The sequence below is a fragment of the Brumimicrobium aurantiacum genome (assembly GCF_003402975.1).
In the GTDB taxonomy this organism is placed as follows: Bacteria; Bacteroidota; Bacteroidia; order Flavobacteriales_D; family Crocinitomicaceae; genus Brumimicrobium; species Brumimicrobium aurantiacum.
Map to the genome: position 1 here is coordinate 370,153 of NZ_QURB01000001.1, position 24,926 is coordinate 395,078.

Annotated in this window: 22 protein-coding genes; 2 read left to right on the forward strand and 20 right to left on the reverse strand. The window is 33.4% G+C overall.

The annotated features are described in order from the left end of the window. Position 1: 1 nt before the first annotated feature. The 14 genes from DXU93_RS01660 to DXU93_RS01725 form a co-directional block, all read right to left on the reverse strand. Positions 2–1,084 carry a Fic family protein gene (locus DXU93_RS01660; RefSeq protein ID WP_116879501.1) on the reverse strand — a complete coding sequence of 361 codons (1,083 nt, stop codon included), beginning with the start codon at positions 1,082–1,084 and terminating at the stop codon, positions 2–4. A 190-nt stretch (positions 1,085–1,274) separates the two neighbouring features. Beyond that, positions 1,275–1,715 carry a hypothetical protein gene (locus tag DXU93_RS01665; protein WP_116879502.1) on the reverse strand — a complete coding sequence of 147 codons (441 nt, stop codon included), beginning with the start codon at positions 1,713–1,715 and terminating at the stop codon, positions 1,275–1,277. Positions 1,716–1,904: 189 nt separating this feature from the next. Further along, the gene (locus DXU93_RS01670; protein ID WP_116879503.1) at positions 1,905–3,662 is read right to left on the reverse strand and encodes a DUF6119 family protein; all 1,758 of its coding nucleotides are present in this window, start codon (positions 3,660–3,662) and stop codon (positions 1,905–1,907) included. 293 nt (positions 3,663–3,955) lie between these two features. Next, positions 3,956–4,780, reverse strand: coding sequence for a hypothetical protein (locus DXU93_RS01675; RefSeq protein ID WP_123776016.1), 825 nt, complete (start codon positions 4,778–4,780; stop codon positions 3,956–3,958). 112 nt (positions 4,781–4,892) lie between these two features. Beyond that, positions 4,893–5,750 (reverse strand): hypothetical protein, encoded by an 858-nt coding sequence (locus tag DXU93_RS01680; RefSeq protein WP_116879505.1) that lies wholly within the window; start codon positions 5,748–5,750, stop codon positions 4,893–4,895. Next, positions 5,743–6,597 (reverse strand): hypothetical protein, encoded by an 855-nt coding sequence (locus DXU93_RS01685; protein WP_116879506.1) that lies wholly within the window; start codon positions 6,595–6,597, stop codon positions 5,743–5,745. Before DXU93_RS01685 ends, DXU93_RS01680 begins: the two co-directional genes overlap by 8 nt. A 337-nt stretch (positions 6,598–6,934) precedes the next feature. Next, complete coding sequence (locus tag DXU93_RS01690) at positions 6,935–7,576, reverse strand: hypothetical protein (protein WP_116879507.1); 642 nt, start codon at positions 7,574–7,576, stop codon at positions 6,935–6,937. Between the two features lie 290 nt (positions 7,577–7,866). Further along, positions 7,867–8,784 (reverse strand): helix-turn-helix transcriptional regulator, encoded by a 918-nt coding sequence (locus DXU93_RS01695; protein WP_116879508.1) that lies wholly within the window; start codon positions 8,782–8,784, stop codon positions 7,867–7,869. Then, positions 8,781–9,269: a GNAT family N-acetyltransferase gene (locus tag DXU93_RS01700; protein ID WP_165851317.1), complete on the reverse strand. Its 489-nt coding sequence runs from the start codon at positions 9,267–9,269 to the stop codon at positions 8,781–8,783. Before DXU93_RS01700 ends, DXU93_RS01695 begins: the two co-directional genes overlap by 4 nt. 662 nt (positions 9,270–9,931) lie before the next feature. Continuing rightward, positions 9,932–10,903, reverse strand: coding sequence for an acyltransferase family protein (locus DXU93_RS01705; RefSeq protein WP_116879510.1), 972 nt, complete (start codon positions 10,901–10,903; stop codon positions 9,932–9,934). A gap of 148 nt (positions 10,904–11,051) precedes the next feature. Next, positions 11,052–12,092 carry an ACR3 family arsenite efflux transporter gene (gene arsB / locus DXU93_RS01710; RefSeq protein ID WP_116879511.1) on the reverse strand — a complete coding sequence of 347 codons (1,041 nt, stop codon included), beginning with the start codon at positions 12,090–12,092 and terminating at the stop codon, positions 11,052–11,054. Position 12,093: 1 nt separating this feature from the next. Further along, complete coding sequence (locus tag DXU93_RS01715) at positions 12,094–12,717, reverse strand: arsenate-mycothiol transferase ArsC (protein WP_116879512.1); 624 nt, start codon at positions 12,715–12,717, stop codon at positions 12,094–12,096. A 353-nt stretch (positions 12,718–13,070) separates the two neighbouring features. Beyond that, positions 13,071–13,559 carry a DUF6428 family protein gene (locus DXU93_RS01720; RefSeq protein ID WP_116879513.1) on the reverse strand — a complete coding sequence of 163 codons (489 nt, stop codon included), beginning with the start codon at positions 13,557–13,559 and terminating at the stop codon, positions 13,071–13,073. Between the two features lie 122 nt (positions 13,560–13,681). Continuing rightward, the gene (locus DXU93_RS01725) at positions 13,682–14,011 is read right to left on the reverse strand and encodes an ArsR/SmtB family transcription factor (RefSeq protein ID WP_116879819.1); all 330 of its coding nucleotides are present in this window, start codon (positions 14,009–14,011) and stop codon (positions 13,682–13,684) included. A gap of 321 nt (positions 14,012–14,332) precedes the next feature. Between DXU93_RS01725 and DXU93_RS01730 the strand changes: the two genes are divergently transcribed. Next, the gene (locus DXU93_RS01730; protein WP_116879514.1) at positions 14,333–14,701 is read left to right on the forward strand and encodes an endonuclease domain-containing protein; all 369 of its coding nucleotides are present in this window, start codon (positions 14,333–14,335) and stop codon (positions 14,699–14,701) included. A 285-nt stretch (positions 14,702–14,986) separates the two neighbouring features. Here the strand turns inward: DXU93_RS01730 and DXU93_RS01735 are convergent, their stop codons facing one another. Further along, on the reverse strand, positions 14,987–15,499 hold the full coding sequence (locus tag DXU93_RS01735) for a YceI family protein (RefSeq protein ID WP_116879515.1): 513 nt from the start codon (positions 15,497–15,499) through the stop codon (positions 14,987–14,989). A 241-nt stretch (positions 15,500–15,740) separates the two neighbouring features. Here DXU93_RS01735 and DXU93_RS01740 point away from each other — a divergent pair, with 241 nt between their 5' ends. Next, on the forward strand, positions 15,741–17,924 hold the full coding sequence (locus DXU93_RS01740) for a sialate O-acetylesterase (RefSeq protein WP_165851318.1): 2,184 nt from the start codon (positions 15,741–15,743) through the stop codon (positions 17,922–17,924). 85 nt (positions 17,925–18,009) lie between these two features. Here the strand turns inward: DXU93_RS01740 and DXU93_RS01745 are convergent, their stop codons facing one another. The 5 genes from DXU93_RS01745 to DXU93_RS01765 all read right to left on the reverse strand — a co-directional run bounded on the left by DXU93_RS01745 (position 18,010) and on the right by DXU93_RS01765 (position 24,926). Then, on the reverse strand, positions 18,010–18,534 hold the full coding sequence (locus DXU93_RS01745; RefSeq protein WP_116879517.1) for a YceI family protein: 525 nt from the start codon (positions 18,532–18,534) through the stop codon (positions 18,010–18,012). 115 nt (positions 18,535–18,649) lie between these two features. Further along, positions 18,650–19,552 carry a hypothetical protein gene (locus DXU93_RS01750; RefSeq protein WP_116879518.1) on the reverse strand — a complete coding sequence of 301 codons (903 nt, stop codon included), beginning with the start codon at positions 19,550–19,552 and terminating at the stop codon, positions 18,650–18,652. Positions 19,553–19,582: 30 nt separating this feature from the next. Further along, on the reverse strand, positions 19,583–20,404 hold the full coding sequence (locus DXU93_RS01755) for a DUF2490 domain-containing protein (RefSeq protein ID WP_116879519.1): 822 nt from the start codon (positions 20,402–20,404) through the stop codon (positions 19,583–19,585). Continuing rightward, complete coding sequence (locus DXU93_RS01760) at positions 20,397–22,391, reverse strand: hypothetical protein (protein WP_116879520.1); 1,995 nt, start codon at positions 22,389–22,391, stop codon at positions 20,397–20,399. The genes DXU93_RS01755 and DXU93_RS01760 overlap by 8 nt, the downstream gene beginning before the upstream one ends. A gap of 156 nt (positions 22,392–22,547) precedes the next feature. Then, on the reverse strand, positions 22,548–24,926 hold the full coding sequence (locus tag DXU93_RS01765) for an outer membrane beta-barrel family protein (RefSeq protein ID WP_116879521.1): 2,379 nt from the start codon (positions 24,924–24,926) through the stop codon (positions 22,548–22,550).

The window sequence follows — 24,926 nt, forward strand, 5'->3', positions numbered from 1 at the left end:
TTTAATTTTCTAATATATTCATTAACTTCTGGTTGAGATATAACTTTTCTTTCCCGACTCTTACAGATTTTAGGAAACCTTCCTTTTCTAACTCCATGAGATAGTTACCAACTGTCTTTGGAGTTCCTAAGTCAACTTCTATTAGGTTTTGCCTTTTGGTATAAGGAAGTTTAAAAATGACTTCAACTAAATCTTTGGAATATACTTTTGGGAGCTTTTCTTTTATTTCTTTCCCTGTAGTTTCCATAAGTTCAATTATGGATTCAAGTCTATGTAGACCCTTTATAGCTGTTTTCTCTACCATATCCAACATAAAGAGTATGAATTCAGACCAATCATTTTTTTCTGTTACTGCTTTTAGCCCTTTGTAATACTTATCTTTATGTTCTATTATGTATTCACTTAGGAATAAAGCTGGAATATCAAGTAATTGTTCTAGTTTTAATTGAAGTAAAAGTATTATTCGACCTGTTCTGCCGTTACCATCTGAAAACGGGTGAATAGCTTCAAATTGGTAATGTGAAATAGCCATTTTTATCAGAGGGTCTATCGAGTCATTTTCATTGATAAAAGCCTCAAGGTTAGCCATTTTCTCTTTTATGACTTGTTCTCCTGAAGGAGGTGTGTAGATTACATCTCCTTTTGTATTAGATAGTGTAGTTCCAGGTGTGCTTCTAATACTCGCTGTGTTTTGTTTAATACATTGAACAAGTTCTATACATAGGTTAGTAGTTATAAAAGGTTTTTTCTCGAGTCGTTTAAATCCAAGCCAAATTGCTTCTTTGTAACTAATCACCTCTTTCGTAGCAAGATTGTCGAATTTTTTATCTGCCACTGCGGCCTTATATAGGTCATCATTAGTTGTAATGATATTCTCTATTTCAGAACTAGCTTTTGCTTCTTGCAAATGGAGTGTATCAAGAAATAAACTAGGGTTAGGAAGATTTCTTATTGCACCATTGAGATGAGCCAACGCTCTACTTGCCTTAATAGTTTTAGTTAGAATCTCTTTAGTTTCTAGCTCTACTTTAGGAGGAAGTAGAGGTAAATTATTATATGGAGTAGATTTGTTGAATCCTTTCATAACGAGAGTAATTTTTACACTTGAACCTTTTTCGAGGGTAAAAATACTAATTATTTACCTTTGTTCTGTATTTAAAAGTAGTTTTTACTCTCGTTTTCCGCATGAGGCACGACGGTTCTGCGGTAGGAAAAGTGGCGCAAACCTTAAGCCCTATCGGCGCTATTTTGTTTATTTGTTGTTATACGCATTTTCAGCGAATCGTATCTTTTTCATAGGACTTAATCTCTATTTTTAACGAATTCATATCTAAAGTGTCAATAATAAACATATCATCTCCTCTTGATTCGATACTATCATATTCCATATTACTAAACGTTGAATCAAACTTATCCACACTTCTTTCTATATTAATATCGGATCTTGCTATTTGATAAGTTACTTCCAAAGCATGTGCAGTCTCCACCATTTCTTCGTGAGATAAATCATACTTACTTTTGAATGAATAATAATCTAAATCTATGTAATCCTGAACAATTGAGTCCAATGATTCAACACCTGAAATCAATGAGGAATTTTGATATTTTTCTAAACTATCTGAAATACTATTATACTGATTAATATTATCCTCTTGACAATAGCAAATAGAATACGAAATAATTAATAGGGTGACTGTTAGTAAACTGTATTTCATAAACTTTGATTTAAGGCAGCAAGTTCTGTAAAATTGTTCGCAACGCATAAATTAAAGACATCCTGTATCCAACTGCTCTTCTTATGGTTTGATTTACTCATTGCGTATAACGTTCTAAAATAAGCAAAGTAGCGCAAACCTTGAGCCCTATCGGCGCTATTTTGTTTATTTGTTGTTAGGTGTATTCTACTAATTTAACCCATTATTAATTTCAATCACTTTTAAAGGGTAAGAATAACTTTGCATTTCCTTCATACACATTATCAAAGAGAATTTTGCAATGTTTGATTCAAATCTTTCAATCTGATCTGCGACGGAGATATTTCTACGACCATGGCGATAAGCAATTACATATTCTATGTTCTTATCAAATTTTGAGCTGAACGTATCAAAATCTATTTCGTCTGTGTTATTCTCACTATTGTTGAATCTATCATATACTGCCCTAATGAAAGTGCGATCTGATTGAAGATCATTCCAGAGACGGTATGATGATACTGTAACCTGATTAGTAACATCTCTCATTTTAGCATCAAATCCTTCTTTTACATGAATAAGATAGACAGTATCTTCAGTTTCATACAAAATATCGCATAGTTCGATGTTTTGACCCAACATTTTATCAAGTACTAAGTAATTTTGTCTACCGCGATATAATAGGTTGTAGTCACCCTCTGTGTGCTCCTCTGTATCCCATGCTTCATCAAGTGGGTTTTCTTCTAAACTATTGGTTAATATAAGTGAAGAACACTGAGAATTAATATCTTCTAGGAAATCGCCTCTTACTGTATACCATTTCCAGTCTAAAAGAAAATATGGTGAGCCATTGATTTTCAACTCACAAGAAACGTGTCTTACAAACGGAGCAACAGTTTTCACGTTGTCTCCTAAGAATCCCCGTACTTTTATTCCAGCCAGAACTCTTCTAAATTCTATGAAGTTAGTACTTTCTACGTTGTTATATAGGTAATGAAGAGTCTCAAAGTATATTCTGGTTCTATCTCTGGTTTCAACAATTGGATTTCTTCCGTTACGGAGGAATACCCTGTAAATTTCACACTCGTAAAACTCCGCATATTTACCTGGATGAATGAAGTCATAATCTAAGAGGTAGTTTAGGTTCGCATCTGGAGAATTTAATCTCACCATGTCATCGCGCAAATGTGTATATAGAGAGTTTTGTAGATTATCTTCGATGAATTCTGAGTCACGAACACGTTCGAATCTACTTAATGGGTTACCACCATCGCTTGTTAGAACTTCTGCAGATTTAGCGGCTAACTCAAGTGTTTGATTGAATGTTATTGGGAACTTTAATGAGAAAGAAGAACCAATTTCGAAATGAACATTTTCGTTTTCTTCAAACTCAATAAAATTAAATATTGAGTCTTTAATAATATCTCTTAATACAAGATTTATTTTGATTGGAATGGAACCAAGGTTCAGAGCATCCTGAAGTTTTTGATTACTTCTATATGTGCGTTCTTCGGAAGACAGTGCACCTGTTACACCTCTTGTAGTTAAGCTATGAACAATATCAAGATCTGGCTCAGCGAACTTTTCAAACAAATCTAATCCGAATGTGTGATTAATGTATCTCTTAATAACTGATATACCCTTTCCTCCGATTATGACGAAAACATAATTTTCAATACATATGAAGAGAGCAAATGAGGTGTTAACAACATTGAATCCATGAGCCTCAGTGATATTTGGAGGCAAAAACCTTTTCCATTTAGATTCTTGTTCGACTTCATCAAAAACATACAGTACTAATGAATAATCTTCCTCATCGATAACAGTTGTACTGTTATCAATTTCAGTTTCACTCTCAAAATTTTCAATATGATAGTTGATAATGAAAGTTATTTTATCCCTAATACTACTTAGATGTCTAATCTCATAGAAATTAGTGTCAATTTGATATAGCTTAATGTAATTTTGCATTCAGTGTTAATGGGTTGTTGTGGTTGTTACACCTAACTCATTTATAAAATCAATAAAACTGTACATATACATCCATAGCTAATAAATAGTGTACAGTCAACTTCCCTCAAACATACACATTACTTTCCACTTTTCAAAGGGCAAAAGATTTCAAAACACCTATAAAACAAGTAGTTTAGAAAGGCAAAAGCTACTTTTTTGAACAAACGACATGTTTACACATTCGAAATGTAGGTTTACTTGGGTGAATGGTTTTTTGAGTTTTTTGAAAAAAATTATTATCTGAAATATGATTATTTCTCTTTTTTCTTGAAAATATTATCTAAATTAAAATGCCTTGAAACACCAAAATACACTCCCATCGCTCTTTTATACTGACCGAATACATACTTATAAGTATCTCCGCTGTTCAAGTAAATCAAACGGAAAGAATTTTTATCTAAGCCTAAATATCTACCTGAATAAGCAAACTGAAAAGAAAGCGTAACCCAATACTTGTTGGAAACATAAATATTAGAAGAAAGCCCTAGACCAAGTTGAAGTGCTTTATTAGAATTAGATGTATAGGATGCATTTTCATAATCGAATAGAATACTATCTTTTACAATTATTCCAGATGAACCAATAATACCAACATCAGCAACCTCTTTTGGCCCCGCTCTAGTCACTAAACCAAGGCTCCCAATTAGGGATAAACTAGTCTTATCCTTTTTATTCAATAAAGAATATTTGTAATTAATAAAATATCTATTTTGTTGAGACCTTCCAAGACTTGTAGCTATGTTTGGCGTGTAATAACCTAAAGCTTCTTGATAAGTGGTCATTCTAAAATTTGATTTAGTTGTGACTCCATCATAATGAGCTCCAATTTCGATTGAGTGTTTTTGATTAATATTCCAACCCAATGAAACTCCTAAACGCAATGGATCAGCAATAGTAACGCTTGAATGGTTATATTCAAATAATGGCGATACATTGACATTCTTAGTATCCCATTCGAATGGATGTGTGCTATTAAAACTCATTTTAGTAAATAAGTCAACGGAAGCATAAAATGTTTTTTGGGATTGTGCAATCCCAAAAAACAATATGAATAAACTTGTTAAAAAAATCTTCATAGTCATTAATAATTTTCGATTAGTGCATACTCTGTGAAAAAAGCCGTCCAATCATGAGTTGGTCTTGGCATATTGTAATTATTACATCTTAGTCTAACTTTAAACCTGTAATTCAATCACCTAAAAACATCCATCTTAATCCTAGGGCTAACATTTGTCCTTTGGCTGTGTTACTTGCTTTAACAGTGTCATACAAACCTAAAGTAGGTAAACTATAGCTAATGGTGTGACCTGTCAATTCGCTATTTTCCCCAAATTGATAATGGTATCTTGCCGTTAGGTAAAGATTCTTAGTGACGCGTATATCTTTAGAAAGTCCAAGATAAAAGCCCAAGCTGTAACGAGAAGTAATTTGATATTGCAAATTATAGCTGAACATACCTGTGTTTCCGTTGTAATCTGTATATTCAAAGGATCTCGAGAAGCTACCACCATTCCCTACCGGATTATCCGTTATTCCTAATGTAACCCCAGCATGAACATCAAAAAAACGTAAATTATTTTCTCCAACAAATCGGTAGCCACTCCCTAATGAAAAAGATAGTGTTGAAAAACTACTTATATCGGTTTCCATGCTTATAGCCCAATCATTGGTTTTAAAATAGGTCCAATGTTTTAGATATTTAAAACCTGCTTCTACAAAAAAGTTTTTCGGTAAAGAGTATTGGTAGTTAATGTAAAGAGCATCTGCTAACTTTCTGGCTGGATTGCTAAATTCAGTTATAATTTCAGAATCCAATAAAGCTGATGGATCTTTGATTATTAAAGGATATCTATTATTGGATAAAGCTAGTGTTAATATATGCGTTCCTGGCTCAATATATCTTTTATTAGTTCTTTCTTGAATCTTATCTGTAGAAAAGTAATTCGTCACTTTTTCAGAAATAGTTGTTTTAATTTGAGCATGTACACCTGATAAATCATACAGTATTGAACAAAGTACAAACAGCAAATACTTGGAATTAATCATTATAAATTACTTTATTATTGAATAATATAAATTTCAAACCACCTGAAATAAATCCTCCTCCTCCTCTAACAATGAACGATGTGTCATGCTTAAAGGTCACATCATCAGATTTCATTACATACGTTCCTTTTGAAGTAGGTAAAAAGCCAAATCGATGAATATATTTTACAAAAAATCGAATTTCTTCAGAAAGTCGAATTTCTTTTGAGATACCAAGATAAGCACCTAGAGAAATAGGGGAATAAGAATCTAAGGTGTATTGAATTTGGTAATTCAAATTCGTGTGTTCTTCATATATTGTATGTGTTGTTGTGTTACCGACAAATTCGCTCATAAATGAATTACTTTTATTTGATACACCAAAAAAGAGTCCTCCATGAAAATTTACGAAATGAAGATTATTTTTACCAATAAGTCGATAACCACCTCCGAAATGTATATTATGACTTTTCTGTTTAGTAAATGGTTTGAGAGGAGAAGCGTATGACCAGGATCTACTCCAAGTTTGTTCGTCTCCCATATCCCGACTTAGAGTAATATCTTGTTTTGTATAATCATAACCTATTTCTGCAAAGAAATTATTAGCAATTCCATGTTCATATACCATGCTTGGATAAATACCACTGCTATTAAAGGACATCTCCTCAAAGAAGTTGTTAGGGTCATTTGTATGTGTAAGATTAAAGACCCAGCCACCTGAAACGGAAATGTATTTCGACTGGGGATGAATGTAGCGTTTTTCTATTCTCTCATTTTTCTTGGACAATTTCAAGCTATCACTCTTCTTTGAAAAGGCACTAGTATGAACCCAAATGAAAATAATTACTATTAAGAATCTATTAAACATATTTAATATATAATTGATTAAAATATAGCCAGATGAATATACTCATCTGGCTATTACAACTTATTAATTACAATTTAAAGTAGCATTACCGTGTTTCTGAGTGTGTTCACGTTGCTCATAACGGTTAACAATAGGCGTAAGGGACCATCACGAATACGTGTTGGTCCCTTACGCTTATTTGTTGTTATGAGCTTTTTTTTGAACTAAAATAAATAACAACACTAAAAGTACTGGAATTGAAAGTTCAAAAAATAAAATATACTTTTCAAAAAATAAAATATATTTTATTGCAAGGTAAACAACAAAAGAAATTATAAAAACAACAACCCATCTCATATTAAGTACAGTTTTTAATCAACTGATAAGTTGACCAACCTTTTGATACTAGCCAAATCCCTAGTCCTAATGGCCCTCCTACCCCAATAGCACCGGCAGTAGTTATAACTGTTGAAATTATAGCATCAGCGCAAGGACCACTCGATGGAGCTGCCAAGCCAGCTGATTCAATAAAGGCATTATTCATTTCAATTGCTTGAAAAAATAGAGTCGCATCTTGATTATTAATTTGATACATGTCCAAAAAGTTCTGATATTTCGTAGTTGAACTTTCAAGAGAGTACCAATAATGAATCATATCCAAAAAATCTTCTCTATACCCATTATCTGTTAAATGATTTTGAGCTCCGATGGATTCAATTTTATCCAAGTTAATATCAGCAAGATGTAAAATTTCCTCTTCTGAGTATTGATCGAATACTTCTTGATTTTTGTATGTAGGATTTTCTATGATTTCAGAGTGAATTTCTCTTAATTGATCAGCGTCTGATATAGCTTTCTTTTGTGGTATTTGACTTTTGTTGTTTTTTAATTGAACTGATGATTGAGCCATTGATTCAGGTTTTAGTGAATCTTTTTTACAACCAACAGCACCAATTCCTACTAAGGCAAGAAACAACCCTCCATAAATTAACTTTTTCATTATTTTAAATTTTTGACATTATTCGACTTTGATAAATTAAGGAGTACCAATACTAGCAATATTACTATTTTTCTCCCACTAAATGAAACCTGCCTATTTTATTATTTTGGACTATTCATTTTGTACCAAAAGCTGGCTATACCTTCCAAAAAATGATATAAGTTCTTTTCATCATTAGTATCTAAGTCAGTAAAACTATTTATCACGTTTAAAAAACTACTATTAGACAGACGTATTTAGGACGTATTTTGCATCTACGTCATTACGTATGCCAAACAACCACGACAATATCAACTACTTAAGAACTTTCTAATGAATTCTTCGCGATTACAACATTCTGTTTTTTTAAAAATATTAGAAGCATGTTTGGAGATTGTTTTACTCGCAATATTCATTTTATCAGCTAAATCTTTATAGCTTTCTCCTTTCAAGATAAAACCAGCTATCTCAAGTTCTCTTGGAGTTAAACCAAATTCTGTTATTCCGAGGAGAATATCTTTTCTCATATATTTGTAATTCATATCCTTCTTATTTTTTGCTTGAAGAAATATCAGGATGTAAAATGCTAAAGTAATTAGTAAAAAGCTAACATTGACCAATCCATTGTTAATCATTTGATAGTCACCAATTGCCACCACCACAGGCATAGAAGCCATAAAAACGATTCCTAATTTTCCAGCAAGGTTCAAATTTCTATAAGAATTACGAACTGAATCGTTTGATGATATTAATCGAATTCCCATTACAGTATTGAAACCAAAATATAAGGCTACAATTACGGGTGGGATAATAAAGAGTGATTTTGAAGTTCGTAAATCACCATACAATAGATAAGTTATTATATAAAGCAATAGGAAAGCAAAAATAAGCGATGTAACAAGGAACTTAACGTTGAAAAACTTTCTTTGCGTGATTTCAATTTCCTTGACCAAGAAAAAGAAATAGTAACTTGCTAAGGCTATCCCACTTCCAAAGGCTAAGATATTCTGGGTAAAAACGCTCATCCACGAAATGTTAACATCAGGAAACAAGCCACTACAAATGTTATAAATAATAAAAAGGGCAATTAAAAGAAGAAATCTCCAGTTCGGCCTATGATAAGGTTTCGTTATGATCACACCAAAATGAACAAAAAGCGTAATTATTTGAATAATTATGGCGATAAATGTGAGCAAAACCATTTCGGTTCCAAATACTGTCTGATTCATGGTAGAGCATACATTTTTAGTGCATAACCTAATTGTTGAATCGTATTTTCTTCTTTAAAACCCAAAGAGGTATAGAAACCGAAATTTCGTTCAACTGACGTTTCCAAGCATACTTTTTTATTTGCCATTTTACTTTTTTCAATTATAGATTTCATCATTAAACTTCCTTTCCCTTTTCCTTGTTCAGAGGGAAGAACACCTATATACCATAAGTGCATAAAACCATCTTTAGGATGGTTAGCCTTGATTAAGGCTTCTCTTTTTAATACTTTACTTACGTTAGAAAGTCCAACACACTGAAAGATCAGTCGCAAATCCCAAAATATGCTTTTCAAAGTTGTTTTCTTTTTGGTTGAATCAAGTGTGATGTAGCATGCTGTTTTATCGTTTGATAAAAATACCTCTCCGAAATGCTCACCGTAAAAAATGGAATATTTAATGAGAGTTCTAAATCTCTTTGTTTTTTTCTTGTCTTGTTTAATCACAAAATTCGTTGATTTATTATCGTGGAATGTTTGCGTTAAAATAGCTATTATGTGGTTTTCATCGGTCTGGTTCATTTCTATAATTCATTAATAATTAGCATGTTATTACTTTCAAAACATGTTTAACGTCATTACTAAATGCCCACCTCGTTTTCATCACGAACTACAAGAAAAATATTCAATGCCAGTCGCGAACCGATTTATAGGAGTATGCTTTTAGTCAGTTTGATTCACTTTTATTGAGTATGTAGGGAGTTTCCTTTATTTCCAAAAATATCTAATTGTTTTAGATTAACTGAAATGGAAACGGTTAAAAACACATAATATTAGACCAGTTGTGGGAATTTCCCTTTAGAACAACAAATTAGTTAGTTAAACTCTTGACCCACTAAATAGTCATAAGGAACTTAAACCAAGACAGTTTTCCATTTTTCAGACTCAGCAAATTCTTTAATACTTTGGTTTCGTTTTTGAAGGAGTTTTATTAAAACATTTAGTCAATGCTTTAAATAACAAGTGTCTATAAATAAAATACTGTTTCTCGTAAACTTAGGTATGGCTTTCTGCTATTTTAAAACCTCATTACCTATTTTTAAAGACTTAATAAATCCAAATTGATTACTGAATCGGTTAGGATGACATAAAGAAGAGGAACCGCTATTTTAACCTTTTCTAAAATTGCTTTTCAGCTTTAAAAATTGTTTTTCATACAAATGATAAGATAAAATTGAGATTGGGATTAAAATTGAAAGTTCAATAATCATTCTTAAATAAATATTATAGGTTGGAAATAATATTAAACAAAAAGTAATTACAAAACCACTGTATAGGTAAAGCCCATATGTATAAACGCCTAATTTCTCCGTTAGTTTAAAAATTGAATTACCCTCAATATGTTTAGACAAATGGATAAAAACCAAGATTAAACTTATATACATTATAGACAGAATAAAGTGAAACAATATTGGATTGTCTATAAAAAATAAAGCTCCAAAACTTAAAGTTAAAACGATTACTCCGAATTTAATGTGGTTTATTTCCTTAAAGTAAAGATAAGCTCCCACCATGCCAGAAGCAAAACTCGAGAAATGTGCAAGCGTGTGTGAGTAAATTGAGATATTATTGTTTAATGCGTAATTCATAAAAATGAAATAGCATCCAAAAAGTAATAAAATGAATATCCATATATACTTTTTAAATAAAAAACTAAAAAGTATAAAAATCAAATAAAACTGTTCTTCAACGGCTATTGACCATAAAAATTTTAATGCAAACAGACTGTCCGTGGTTTCATAGTTAGATAAGAAGAAAACATAGAGAAGAGGTTCATCTGGTAAAGAAATATCAACATCAAGAATCTTTGCAAAGAAAGGCAGGAATAAAAATGAAAAAATTAATATTAAAAAATATAAAGGGAATATCCGTAATGCCCTTCTCATGAAAAAATTAAATTTCTCAAAAACACCATTGTCCTTTATTTCCTTCAACGCCAATAAAGTCAAAAGGAAACTTGATAAAACAAAAAACAAATCAATAGCTAGGTGAGCAAATTCAGTCTTTGGCAATGTATGATGAAAAAATATCATTAAAAAAGCAAAGAACCTTAAACTGTCTAATCCAAGTATTTTCTTCATTAGGGAAGTGAGTTGAAATTTCAGATGACTAAATTAGCACCATTTTTAAAACAAGTTCTTCTTTATCTAAATAGAAATTCTTTACATATAAAAACACTTCAAAGACATCATCAGTTCTACAGTTAAGTTATCTCCTCCAATCAGTTCATCACCCTAAATCAGATGAAAAATACTTCTTCTTCATCCATAAAGAAACTTTCACCAATAAAATCAAAACAGGAACTTCCACTAAAGGTCCAATTACACCAGCAAAGGCCTGACCAGAATTGAGTCCGAACACGGCAATAGAAACGGCAATGGCCAATTCAAAATTGTTTCCTGCTGCGGTAAATGCAACTGAAGCAGTTTTGTCGTAGGATGAACCGAAAGCTTTGGCAAAAAAGAAACTAATGAAGAACATCAATGTAAAGTAAATCAATAATGGAATGGCGATGGTAACAACGTCCATTGGAATTTCAACGATGAGCTCTCCTTTTAAAGAAAACATGATGATAATTGTGAACAATAGTGCGAGCAAAGTCATTGGAGAAATTGCTGGTATAAACTTTTCATTGTACCACTTCTCCCCTTTTTGCTTAATTAAAATTACTCGTGTAAGAATTCCCATCAGAAATGGAATTCCTAAATAAATGGCCACACTTTCTGCAATTGTACCAATAGAAATATCGATAATCGCTCCTTCAAATCCGAAGTAAGGAGGAAGAATTGTGATAAATAACCAAGCGTAAAAACTGTAAGCGAACACTTGAAAAATACTGTTTAGTGCTACCAAACCGGCTCCATATTCGCTGCTTCCTTCTGCCAAATCGTTCCACACCATCACCATTGCAATACATCTTGCCAGACCAATTAGAATTAATCCGACCATATATTCCGGGTAATCTTGCAAGAAAATAATGGCCAAGGCGAACATTAATACTGGTCCAACAATCCAATTAAGCACTAGAGGAATCGAGAGGATTTTCGTGTTCTTGAATACCTTAGGTAAAAGGCGGTAATTCACTTTTGCAAGTGGAGGATACATCATTAAAATTAACCCGATTGCAATTGGAATATTGGTTGAACCACTACTCAAAGAATTTACAAAGTCGGGAAAAGAAGGTATGAAATAACCAATTCCTACTCCGATTGCCATGGCAACAAAAATCCAAAGGGTCAGATTTCTGTCTAAAAAACTCATATTTTTCATCTTACTTCGATTGTTTGATTTGACCGAAAACATATTTCATTTCGGTTGCAATTTGTACACTTGTTTTATTGTATTCCTCCATTTTTTCTGGAGCGTTATCGTATACTTTTGGATCGATATAATGCACAGGAACACGTTTTTCGGCTCCAAAAACCACTGGACAATCGCCATCTGCTTGTGAACAAGTCATGATGGCACAGAATCCACTTTTTGGATTAAATGCATTGTCCCATCTTTTTGAAAAAGCGATGATTGGCAAACTATTTTCTGCATTTTTTAAGGCATAAATAGGATTTTCTTGTTCCACTAGTTTTTGAATTTCAAAACCATTATTCGCAAGTGTTTCTATCACTGCTGGGTAACACGCTGTAGCTTCTGTTCCACCAGAGAATGTTCGAACATTATTGAGAGCATAGAAATTCGCCATGGTCTGTGCCCAAATTTGGGTTAGGTGACTTCTTCTCGAATTATGTGTACAGATAAAGTTGAGGTTAATCACTTCGTTTTTATCTTGCTTCGATTGTATGAAGTCAATAAGTGGTTGAAGAATTTGTTTTCTTTCTTCATTTACGGAGGTGACGTCTAATTGTGATACGAAGTCCGTTATTTTTTCAAATAGTTTCATTTGTTATTTTTTTTCTATTCCTGTATGCTCTTGCTCTATGCTCTTAACTGTTTACCTGTTGTGTTTCTTATATTTTTACCGCAAAGTCCCGCATGCTGCCGCGAGATTTCATCTCGTGGTCATGCGAAATCTCGCGGCAGCATGCGAAAGTAGAATCCTTAATTGATCTCGCCTCAGTACTCTCTACTCTCTACTCAAAACTCAATTCTCTTATTTTTATCCCTTTAGATTTTGATTAGAAAATGATAAAGACAAGACATGCGCAGAATAGAATTACAGGAGTTTATCTTTATAAATGACTGTAACTCTATACCAGCATAACGCAGTATTTGACTTTTTCTAACAAAATCTAATTAGCAGCATCCACCACCTGGAGAACAAGTGCCACCATCATTATTACCCAAATCTACTAACTGTACTTTTGGTTTTTCTTCAGAGTCCCGATGGCTATCGGGACCACATTTATCTGGCGCTAAACAATCCGTTTGTTTTGTTGTCAACAAGAAGTTTTTACCATCAAAATCTAACGCAAATTTCTCGATCGTTTGTCCTTGGTATTCTACTTCGATTTCTTGGTCTTGTAAACCTAACGTCTTTTCAGACAATTCAATGATGTTTAACAATTTATCTGGGTACAATCTGTGATCGTAATCATTGGCGTTCCACAATTGGAAATTAATAACCTCTTCTTTTCTTACTGTTCCTCCACAGTCGATGAAGTTTTTGGTGATTCCTCCAACTTCTGTAACGTGAAAATGATTAGGAACTAATTCTCCATTTGGCAATTGAAATGCAATGACTTTTAGCTCTTTCAATACTCTTTTTACTTCTGATAATTTCATAATTCTATTTTTTTAATTTTTATTCTTTTAACCTCAAAGTCCGCTAAGTATTCGCAGAGTCCCGTACAATTGTCGGGACGCAGAGTTTTTTATTTCGCTAAACTTTTTACCTGCGGTAAAAACTAACAACACTCTGTTTTTGTTATATCTTGATTAAAAAATTCATTCATCATGTTCTTCATTTTTATCCAATTTTCAGTGTCGATACAATAACAAACGCTTGTTCCTTCAACAGTTCCTTGAATCAATCCAATTTTCTTCAACTCTTTTAGGTGTTGTGAAATGGTAGATTGTGCCAATCCGATTTCTTCAACGATATCGCCACAGACACAAGTTTTGGATTCAAATAGATACTGTAATATTTTTACTCTTGCAGGATGACCAAGTGCTTTTGCAAATAAAGCGATCTGACTTTGTTCCTCGGTGAACTTTTTGGTTGTTGTAATTTCCATAATTATTTTACTTAATCGCAAAATTACGATTAAAGAATAGATGAGCAATAATTTTGAGAAAATATTTTTTTGGATTTTTGTTGTTTGATAGGGTCCTCCGCCTTGTATCCCTCCGTCAGCTGACGAAGGAAGAAAACACTCTCCGGGCAATAAATAAAATTTAATCAAGAATTAAAGTTCAATCTTTCCTTTTAGTGTTTAACGACGAACAATCAAACTCCCCCTTTGGAGGGGGGGAGGGGGGAGGGGGGAGGATTAAAAAATTCTTTTCTCACTCCAATCATTTTCTTATCTTAATTAAGAATACCTAAACAACACCTTATGAATCATCATTATAATAAAAACCTTAAACAATACGCCGATGAATTAAGAAACACATCAGTTTCAAGAGCAGAGAAATATCTTTGGAAGGCGGGGCTCAGTAGAAAAAAGTTAGGCGTTGGTTTTAAACGTCAAAGGCCTATCGATCGTTTTATTGTTGACTTTTTCTGTGCTGAAGTAAATTTAATCATTGAAGTTGATGGAAACTCTCATAATTTTAAGGGCGCTTATGATCGCTATCGACAAGATAGATTAGAATCTCTTGGTTATTTAGTGATACGATTTCAGGAAGGAGAAGTCATTAATTGCTATCCTGAGGTTGAAAATAAAATTTTACGAGTGATTGAGGTGTTGAAGAGTAGACAATGAGTTGTAGAGTCCTGTCCTCCCCCTTTTTCCCCCTCCTAAGGGGGAAACGCTCCGATAAATGGCTATAAATAATAAAAAATTTCTCCATCCGTCAGTTGACGAAGGAAGAAGAACGCTCTCCGGGCAATAAATAAAATTTAATCAAGAATTAAAGTTCAATCTTTCCTTTTAGTGTTTTACGAAGAGCAATCAAACTCCCCCTTTGGAGGGGGGAAGGGGGGAGGATTAAAAAAGTGGATCCGTCCAATGACAAATCCACTCGTATTATATCGGTTGAGATATATTCTATTGTTTCACAAACTGAACGTTGGCGATCAACTTTACTTTATCGCTCACAACGATGCTTCCTGCCTCTGTTACAGCACTCCAAGTTAAATCGAAATCTTTACGATTTATCGATGTTTCCATATCAAATCCTGCTTTCGTTTGTCCGTATGGGTCTTCCGCAACACCATTGAAATCAACATCCAATTCTACTTCTTTAGTAACATCTTTAATGGTTAATTCTCCTTTTAATTTTTCGCCATCAAAAGCAGTAGATTTAAACGAAAGTTTCGGGAATTTCTCCGCATTAAAAAAGTCTTCGGATTTAAGATGTGTATCTCTGTCTTTATTTCGTGTGTTTACAGATTCAATATCAGCATTGAATTGAAATTTTGCATCCTTAAATGAATCATCAGATGATTCAACTTTTGCATCAAATGATTCGAAATTACCTGTTACAGTAGAAATCATCATGTGTTTTACTTTAAAGTTGATTTCTGAATGTGTTTCGTCAATTTTCCAATTATTTTCCATTTTTCTATTTTTTTTTGTTCAATACAAAGGTGAGGATGTTTAAACAACTGTGCATTGATGTATGATAAGAAAGTCTTAATAGACATGTATCTCAAATACTTAAACTTTACATAGGTATTTTGTACTGCTGCTTTTCTAAAATGGAATTAAACAATACCTGATGAAATCATTCGTATTAAACAGTGAGAAATTAAAAAAAACAGAGTACTTTTGCCTCCGATTTTATAAACACCATTTTTTAATGAAACAAAAATTAAAATGGGGTCAGAAATTTTTTCGAATCCTCCTAATTACTATCTACATCTGTGTTCAATCTTTATCATTTGCACAAAAAGATGTTTATCTTGTAATTGGTCAATCTAATACTTCTGGTCGTGGAGCTATAGAAGCCCAAGACATGGTTAGTTTACCTGGTGTAGACCTCTTCAATGGAATAACTTGGGAAACTGCAACGAACATTGACCCTACAAGCAATAGTGGAGACGGAGGAATGAATCGTTACTCTCCTATACGTAAAACCAACAAAATACAGGGTTTAAGTTTCGCGTATACTTTTGGTAAAATGACCTATAAGCTCACCGGAACACAGATTGGTTTAGTTGTTCAAGCTCGTGGAGGAACAAGTATAAATGATTGGGGAGAAAATGCTACAGCTGGATATTATGCTCAAGCTTTAACTCGATTAGATGCTGCTTTGGCACTAGGAGGAAGTACCTTAAAAGGTATCCTGTGGCACCAAGGAGAAAGTGATAAAAACGATGCGAATTATATACATAAATTAAAAGAATTGATTTCTGCATTTAGAACAGATCTATCGATGCCTAATCTACCATTTTTTGTTGGAGAGTTAAGTAAACATAGATTGGACTACGAAAACTTCAATACCAATTTACGTCAAACTACAGTTGTAGGTGGTCCTTTACACATCGCTAATACAACTTATGTTTCAACAGTAGGATTGCAAACAACAGATAGGATACATTTTAACTCTAATGCACAACGTATTCTGGGAAATCGTTACGCAGCAAAAGTGCTTGAGAAGGTTTATGGATTAACATATGTACAGAATCAAGTGATTTATGTTACGCAAGATGCTTATGTCCGTGGAGGCTCTTACGCAAGCACACCACAACAAGCAGGAGAGCCGGAATTTATGCGGATCAAAGAAGATTCTTCTAATGCAAACAATATATACCGTGGTCTACTAGAGTTCGATATGAGTTCTATTTCTTCAATTCCAAATGTAAAAATCGTTGATGCTAGTTTACTTATGTCAGGAAATGTTGAAGTAACTAATGGTCCAATTGACATTGGTTTCTACGATATCGACCCAACATGGTCCGAATCAACCGTGAATTTTAATACGGCTCCTAACTTTACAAACCAAATATCTGAAAGTACGACAACTTTTAATACCGACGATAATGATGAAGATAACGATGGTGACACCGTCGAAGTTGTTCATACAGCTGCGGATATAACAGCATTTATCAGAGATAAATATGCAGCGGCATCTTCTATAATTTCATTAGGATTAAAATCTGAGTCTGATGGGAATACACAATTTAAATTCAGCACAAAAGAAGACAATGCAAACTATGCTGATAGAGCTCAAATTGTAATCAGTTATTTTGTTAGCAATATCTGTTTACCTATTTCAGGTACGGATGTTCAGATAGCTTGTGAAACTTTTGATTGGATTGATGGAAATACTTATTCTGCTTCGAACAATACTGCAACTTTCACGCTAACAAATGCTACAGGTTGTGATTCTGTTGTGACTTTAGATTTAACAATCAACACCCCAACAACAGGAACTGATGTTCAAGTAGCTTGTGAAACTTTTGATTGGATTGATGGAAATACTTATTCTGCTTCGAACAATACTGCAACTTTCACGCTAACAAATGCTGCAGGTTGTGATTCTGTTGTGACTTTAGATTTAACAATCAACACAGTGAACGTTATGACAACAGTTGATGAATTAACAATAACTGCTGACCAAGCTGGAGCAACTTACCAGTGGATTGACTGTGCAACAAACATGGAGATTCCAGGTGAAACGAACCAATCATTTACAGCGACATCGAATGGAGATTATGCTGTAGTTGTAACAGAAAACAATTGTTCAGATACATCTGCATGTACTTCAATCACAACTGTTGGGTTGGAAAACAATATGGCTCAAATAGCAATCAAAGCATATCCAAATCCTTCAAGAAATACATTCACTATTGAGAGTGATATGTTATTATCTGCTGTTGGAATTTACGTTGTTTCTGTTGATGGAAAAGAAATCTTCAAAACAAACGACATTCAATCATCGAGTTATATTATCAACTGTAGTCAATGGACTCCAGGTGTATATTTCTTAACTGTGGCAACGGAAAACGGAAATAAGATGTTGAAATTGGTAAAAGAATAATTCAACTTAAAACACTGATAAAAAGAAAACGAGCTGATATTGATTCAGCTCGCTTTTTTAATGAAATAATATTCTTTATATGGAACTAGTTCACTACGCAATAAACATCAATATCGATAGTGTGCCCCACCATGAAACTACCTTCAGAACCAACATCAAATGCAGTTCGGTCAACTGATAAAGTTCCATTAAATGTATTATTAGTAAAAGTAAACGCGATGTTTTTGGCTTTTGAAACACCATGCATATTCAACGTTCCTTTCGCTATATATCCATCCTCAGTTTTCACAATATTATTAGAATGAAAACATATTTCAGGATAAACTTCAACATTAAAAAAATCAGCTGTTCTTAAATGATCGTCTCTTTTTTCATTCCCTGTATTCACGGTTTTTGCATCAATACAAATATCAAATTCAGCATTTTCTATATCATTTGGCGAAAAATTGAATTTTCCTTTCATTCCACCAAAGGTTCCTTCAACAGTATTAAAAGCCATATTGGATACTTCAAAGGAAACTTTAGCTACATTAGAATTGATGGTCTGCTGCGCCATTGAAATGGCAATATTACACATTAAAAAAAGAGAAACTAAGAATTGCTTTATCATAATAAAATTGATTTTGTTACTTTACAAATATATGGTAAACCAAATTACCTAGCAACTGTGATTACTAGAAGAAAAGATGATTAAATAGTGAATAAAAGGCTAATAATAAACCACTTTATTCATTGACAATTTTGTCTTTCTTCCACATTCCATCATATTGAATGTTTCCATCTTTATCATACAAAATGCCTTTTCCATTTCGTTTACCATTACTCCATTCTCCTTCGTATTTTTCGCCACTTGGCCAATAATAAGTTCCGTTTCCTTCACGCTTGTCGTTGACAAAATCGCCAACATACTGATGTCCATCCGACCAAGTAAACTCGCCTTTTCCGTGGCGTTTATTGTCTTTCCAATCTCCCTTATATAAACTTCCTGTATTCCAAATACCTATTCCTCCACCATTGGCCTTTTCATCATCTACTTTTCCTAAATAATGAATGACATCGCCATTTTCACTTTTAAAAGAAATGGTTTGAACACCTTCTTTTTTCCTTAATTCCCTATTCTTCTCTTTAAGTTCTTGTTGCAATTCCGCAACACGACTTTTTTGAGCATTTAATGTATTGTAGTTATCTAATTCCAAATGATCTACAACTAAATGTAAACTGTCAATCAACTTTTTTTGATGGTTCAATTTAAATTGAAAAGCCCTTAATTCCTTATCCATCGTTGCCGAAGAGTCTTCTACTTTTTCAAGATCTTCAAGTTTTTGTTTAATTTGGGTTCTCTGAGATGACGTCAATTTATATTTCTCAAGAATAGTAAGGTAACGCTCTTTTGCTTTTACATTATTTCCATTCAGAAAGTAACGGTCTCCAAGTTGGATCGCCTCCAACGCTTTATTTTCTTGAACTACAACAGCGAGTTTCCTTTCATTTTGAGAAAGCAAATCATTCAGTCGACTTTGTTCCTTATTTGCCCAACTAATCCCACCAATCAATACAGCAAGAGAAGCAATAACATAAATAATTATGATTGCATTTTTTACTTTTCTTTTATGATTGATATTGCGCATATAGCTAAAATAGTTTGTTCAAATTTGAATTTAATCTCTAATATTAATTTCAGGAATTTTCAACTCATCCTTCCTCCAATCAAGTGAGATATACATATTTACACGAGGAACCCATCTTTGGCGATAACTATAACCTTCAACAGAGCTTTGTCCTGTAGTATATAAAAGTCCAGCAGAAAAGGACAATTGTGGAGAGTATATATACCCAAAATACGGGAAAATCCTCAAATCTTCCATCGGGTTTCCAACCACTGATTTACCACTTTGCATGATCAACTCAACGAAAGGTGAAAAATATACAGTTCCTGGTTTCAATTTTTTGTTATTCAAAGGAATTTTGGCTTGAAACATATATCGGTAACGGTTCCTGTAGATGTATTCGGCACCATCAATATTTGGTTTACTCCATCGGTGTTCAATACGAATTCGGTGATAAATCATAAATCGTTTAAACGGTGTTGCAAAAACATATTCATGCCAAATTCTCGGTTCTAAAACCAAGGCTTTATTGATTCCTTCGTTTCCGTATTTTGAAAAGTTTAAACGCAAAACTCCTCCTGCAGTAGCACTAAACTTCTTTGAATGCACATATTTGATTCCGTGACGATTGTAAATTTTACTGATGTAACCCGCCAATGGAATATCGTCTTTTTGAGCAGTTCTCAAATGAAATTCTCCTGCCCAATACAATTTATCTGTTAAACGGAAATTCCCGTAGGTTCCCATCCACAACTCATTGGTAAAATCCTCAAACTCCGATTCACTAGGATATTCTTGCGCCCAACTTTTTGAGATAACAAATGTTAAAGCGAGCGTTAAAAAACTATATTTTAAACAGTTCAATTTACTCACTTTTAATTTTATTTAATTCAAACGCCTCTATTAAAGTCTCAGGATCTGACTCTCTTTTCACTTTCTTTTCTAGCTTTTGAGTGTCTTGTTCTCTCAGTGTAATCATCTTATTGAATAATTCATCGAAATTATCCATTGCACTTTCCAGACCTAGGCAATTAATCCTACTTTCCAAAATCGTGAGGTAATGGTCTAATAGAATTTCTCGATACGCTTGGTAAACATCCTCCTTTACAATTTCATCCATATCGGTCATCGTAAATGGATTCCAAACTGTGCGGGTGTACAAAACTTTAATTTCATTCAGTTTTTCTGGCATATCATCAAGCATGGCATGAAGCGAAATCATTTGATCAAAGCAAATTAATGTACTGCGTAATGATTCTACCTTTTCTTCTATGCTTTGTTGAGCATACAACTTAAATTGTTCTTCAACATAATTCACCACTTCTTTAGCCACTAGCAATTGATAATCGTTGAGATCATTGTTATCAGTATCAAACAACAATAGAATAGAATCTCTTTTTTCGACCAACCGGGCTTCATCTTCTGCCAAATGTTCACGTTGTTTTTCTTGACTCAAAATCGGTTGAACCACTTTACTAAATTTCTTGAGGTCTTGATTAATTTCCTTTAATTGATCATAAAAAACAGCAATATTGGATTGATCTGATTCTACATCTGAAGGGAAATCGAAATTCAATGATTGTGCTGTGTTTCGTGTTTCAAATTGAATCGTTTCAGGATAATCAATACCGTTAAAAATTTGCGGAATAACAACACTACGATTAACATACTCGAAGGCTGGTTGATCTAAAGCATCAAAAACAGACTTGAGGTTTGAAAAGGCCGTTTTGTAATGTGCATAAACAACATGATATTTTGCTATCGAATCGTTCGCATTCAAACTAATCTTTACTTGTGCATCATTCAAGAAATCCAACAACATTTGATTGGTTTCTGTCACCAACGGCGCCGACTGTTTAATGATTTCAAGCTCCTCTTTTGTATAAGGATATTTTTTAACCTTCACTTTTGGAAGTTTGATTGCTGTATCCTTTCCCCAAATATGAAGTTCATTATATTTTCGAAAGACATTAAAAACTTCTAAAAACCGTTGATTTGATTGGGTTTGTACACTTAAAAACTCCGTTGAAATATCTTTATTCCCTTCTGTCTTTTTTCCTAAGGTCGATTGTTCAAGAATTGCGATGTACTTCTTGTCAAATGAAATAGTTATAAAATTTTTACTTACTAAATCCTGTTCTTTTGCGCTAAAATTATTCAAGAAGTGACGTTTTCCTTCAAGTTCGAGACTATTTGCAGTAAGCATTCCCGCATTATAATTACGGTAATCAATTATTGCTTTGGAGTCTTTTTGCTGAAACAAAATCCATTCTCCGTTCAGAAAGGAATTGTCGTCTATTTCACCTGCCAACTGATAAACTTTATTTTTTGCCTGAACTTTTCCAATAAAATTACCATTATCGAATTCAGCGCGAACAAAATTCAAAGTATCTACAACAACACTTTTTTCAATTTTCAAGGTTAAAGAGGACCATTTTCCGTGCGGTTTTCCTGCTTTAAAGTCTCCTTCAACATAGTGTACTTTTCCAGAAGAAGTTTTCTGAATTGAATAGTCAACGATAAACTCATCTGCATCAGCTTTTAATAGATAATGACTGAATTTCCATTTGCCAGACTTCTTATTTTGGTGATAGCTACCTTCTAGCAAGTATTTTTCTTTAAATTCTTGCTGGTCACCTAGACTTGAGAATTCGAATGGTCCATCTTTAATTTGTAAACCATTTTCAATTTTATATTGATAAGTAGCTTCTCCTTCTAATTCATTAGAAAGCAAATAATCGCCTTCATAAACACGTGTTTGTTGACCAAAAACGAAAGCCGCAGAAAACAAACAAATCAAATGACTCAACACATAAATTTGCGTAATTGATTTCAAAATACCAGATGCATTTGCTTTCATAGGTGTGCAAATCTAACACTATACATCAAGTATAATAGAAGTTATAGATTAAATCTAATTAATCTTTGTTAAAACAAAATCAATTAAATACCCCAGATATTTTGGAATGTAAATTCAGCGTTTGAAAGAAAAAATTGATTCCTAAATGTAAAACAACTACCTTCTTCTTCCAGAATAATTCATCGCTTCACCTTTTCCGAATCCGTAACTAATCCCAAAAGCAATTTGACGCGAACGCACGCCGTAACTGTAGTTTTCAAAAGTTTCTTGACTCACAAAGTTTTCTCGAATACGGGATTGGAAAACATCTCTTACAGACAAGTTTAGCATTACTTTCCCTTTTAAAATCTTTTTTCTTACTCCAATATCAAGTGTTGCATACGCTGATGTTTCCCCTTGAACAGTCTCGTAACCCGACTGATATCTTCCTGTTAATTCTAAATCAATATCATATTTCAATTTGAATTTTGGCGTCATTCGCAATGACCACTGACTTCCAGTAAAATTGAAATTTTGGTTTTCAAATGTTCCTTTTCTATCAAAATAGTTAAAATTGAAATCTGCATTTATAGTTAACCATTTTGATGGAATATATTTTCCATTCGTTTCAAAACCAATTTTCGAATTTGTACCAACATTATATGGACGAGAATAAACGGTGTTTCCTTCAATTGTAGAAACTCGCTCAATTACATCGGTTGTGTATTGGTGGTAAAGACTCGAACTAAATGAAGCTTTTCCAATTCTGTAAATACTTGTTATTTCATACGAATCTGTGTATTCAGAAAGTAAATTTGGGTTTCCTGCTCGAATGTTGTAGTTGTTTGAAATATTAAAGAACGGATTCAAATCCCACAATCTCGGACGGTAAATTCTTTTGGAGTAACCTGCCTGGAAAGACAATTTATCTGAAACCTTATACGAAGTATGTAGCGTTGGGAAGAAATCCGTAAAATTTTGATTGTTCTCTTCTTCCGTATTTACAAGGAAAGTGTTTAATTCTGTGTTTTCAACTCTCAAACCTCCTTTTACACCCCATTTTTCTCTTTCATAAGCAAGTGTAGAATAGATCCCTAATACATTTTGTTCGTATTCAAAATCGTTGGTTTGATTTTGGTCAACAACATACTCATCCACCACATAGTCTTCTACCATAAAATCGTTTCCAACATTGTTAATTACATACTGTGAACCTAATTCAAGGGTAAATGCATCCGTAATAGGATTCATGTAATCGGCTTTAAAAGTGTAGTCAACTTTGTTGAAATTAGTTGCTGTTCGTTGGTCTCTGTTTTCTTCGAGACCAGCATTAGTTCTGGAAGTAAATTGTGAAGATTGATCTTTTCCAAAAAAGCTTCCAAGCGCTGACAATTGAAGTGTATGCTCTTTGTTATTTCTAAATTGCTTTTTATAATTCAAGTCATATTGCCATTTAGGATTAATAGCATCCGTAACTTCAGTTCTGGTCCAACTCGAAACTAAGTCTCCGTTACTGTCCAAATATGAAAAATCTGTTTCTGAAGGTTGGTCTTCCATTTCCAAAGCATAATTACCTGAAAGCGTTATCACATTATAGTCATTTATATGGTAGTCTGTTCCCAAAGTAATATTGAAGAACTTCTCATTTCTATAGTTTTCTCCTTCACTTAAAATGGTTTCCTCTGTGATTTTATTGAAGTTTCTAGATTCAGAAAATCTAGGTTGCTTACGATACCCTCCGCCTAATTGAGTAAACAAATTAAACTTCTCCGTTCTTCTGTTTAAACTTAAACCAATACTGTGATTGTCGGGATATCCTGTGTTTGCAGTTACTGATCCATTCCAGCCTTTCTTTTCTTCTTTTTTCAAAATAATATTCAAAATTCCGGCAGTTCCAGAAGCTTCATATTTTGCAGAAGCATTGGTAATTACCTCAACACTTTCAATCATGTCGGCGGTGATTGTACCTAAAGCATTTCCAGATTCATCTGCTAAGACAGAAGGTTTTCCATTGATTAAAATTTGAACTCCAGCTCCTCCTCTCAAGGTAATATCACCATCGATTCCCACATTTACAGAAGGAACATTGTCTAAGACCTCCAAACCACTCATTCCTGTGCTGCTCAAGTCTTTTCCAACATTAAACACACGTTTGTCAAGTTTGAAAACAGTTTTTGAAACTTCACCACGCACTTCAACTTCATCAATGGCTTGGCTTTCAGATTCGAGATTAATTTCTCCAAGATCTACTGTTCCATCAGTAATTGTATAATCTGAGATATACTTAGTAGTATAGCCCATAAAACTAATTTCAATTAAAAACTCTTGTGATTTTGTCGACAATTGAAATTTCCCATCTTCATCTGTTGTTGTACCAGAAAGCACTTCACTGGTATCCATACTTCTCAACACAACAGTTGCGTATGGGAGCACTTGTTTTGTTTGTTTTTCTTTCAACAAACCTGTTACATTGGTTGGTTTAGCTTGCGCTAGAGCATTATTTGAAATACTCAACATTCCAAAAAGCAACAGTGTAAACATTATAAAACTTCTCAT

Bases quoted from the DNA above. Each gene is read 5' to 3' on its own strand.
- DXU93_RS01665 (WP_116879502.1), bottom strand. From the start codon at position 1,715: ATGAAATACAGTTTACTAACAGTCACCCTATTAATTATTTCGTATTCT.
- DXU93_RS01740 (WP_165851318.1), top strand. From the start codon at position 15,741: ATGAAACAAAAATTAAAATGGGGTCAGAAATTTTTTCGAATCCTCCTA.
- DXU93_RS01745 (WP_116879517.1), bottom strand. From the start codon at position 18,534: ATGATAAAGCAATTCTTAGTTTCTCTTTTTTTAATGTGTAATATTGCC.
- DXU93_RS01725 (WP_116879819.1), bottom strand. From the start codon at position 14,011: ATGGAAATTACAACAACCAAAAAGTTCACCGAGGAACAAAGTCAGATC.
- DXU93_RS01760 (WP_116879520.1), bottom strand. From the start codon at position 22,391: ATGAAAGCAAATGCATCTGGTATTTTGAAATCAATTACGCAAATTTAT.
- DXU93_RS01735 (WP_116879515.1), bottom strand. From the start codon at position 15,499: ATGGAAAATAATTGGAAAATTGACGAAACACATTCAGAAATCAACTTT.
- arsB (WP_116879511.1), bottom strand. From the start codon at position 12,092: ATGAAAAATATGAGTTTTTTAGACAGAAATCTGACCCTTTGGATTTTT.
- DXU93_RS01730 (WP_116879514.1), top strand. From the start codon at position 14,333: ATGAATCATCATTATAATAAAAACCTTAAACAATACGCCGATGAATTA.
- DXU93_RS01685 (WP_116879506.1), bottom strand. From the start codon at position 6,597: ATGTTTAATAGATTCTTAATAGTAATTATTTTCATTTGGGTTCATACT.
- DXU93_RS01695 (WP_116879508.1), bottom strand. From the start codon at position 8,784: ATGAATCAGACAGTATTTGGAACCGAAATGGTTTTGCTCACATTTATC.
- DXU93_RS01690 (WP_116879507.1), bottom strand. From the start codon at position 7,576: ATGAAAAAGTTAATTTATGGAGGGTTGTTTCTTGCCTTAGTAGGAATT.
- DXU93_RS01660 (WP_116879501.1), bottom strand. From the start codon at position 1,084: ATGAAAGGATTCAACAAATCTACTCCATATAATAATTTACCTCTACTT.
- DXU93_RS01705 (WP_116879510.1), bottom strand. From the start codon at position 10,903: ATGAAGAAAATACTTGGATTAGACAGTTTAAGGTTCTTTGCTTTTTTA.
- DXU93_RS01670 (WP_116879503.1), bottom strand. From the start codon at position 3,662: ATGCAAAATTACATTAAGCTATATCAAATTGACACTAATTTCTATGAG.
- DXU93_RS01675 (WP_123776016.1), bottom strand. From the start codon at position 4,780: ATGAAGATTTTTTTAACAAGTTTATTCATATTGTTTTTTGGGATTGCA.
- DXU93_RS01680 (WP_116879505.1), bottom strand. From the start codon at position 5,750: ATGATTAATTCCAAGTATTTGCTGTTTGTACTTTGTTCAATACTGTAT.
- DXU93_RS01720 (WP_116879513.1), bottom strand. From the start codon at position 13,559: ATGAAATTATCAGAAGTAAAAAGAGTATTGAAAGAGCTAAAAGTCATT.
- DXU93_RS01715 (WP_116879512.1), bottom strand. From the start codon at position 12,717: ATGAAACTATTTGAAAAAATAACGGACTTCGTATCACAATTAGACGTC.
- DXU93_RS01750 (WP_116879518.1), bottom strand. From the start codon at position 19,552: ATGCGCAATATCAATCATAAAAGAAAAGTAAAAAATGCAATCATAATT.
- DXU93_RS01765 (WP_116879521.1), bottom strand. From the start codon at position 24,926: ATGAGAAGTTTTATAATGTTTACACTGTTGCTTTTTGGAATGTTGAGT.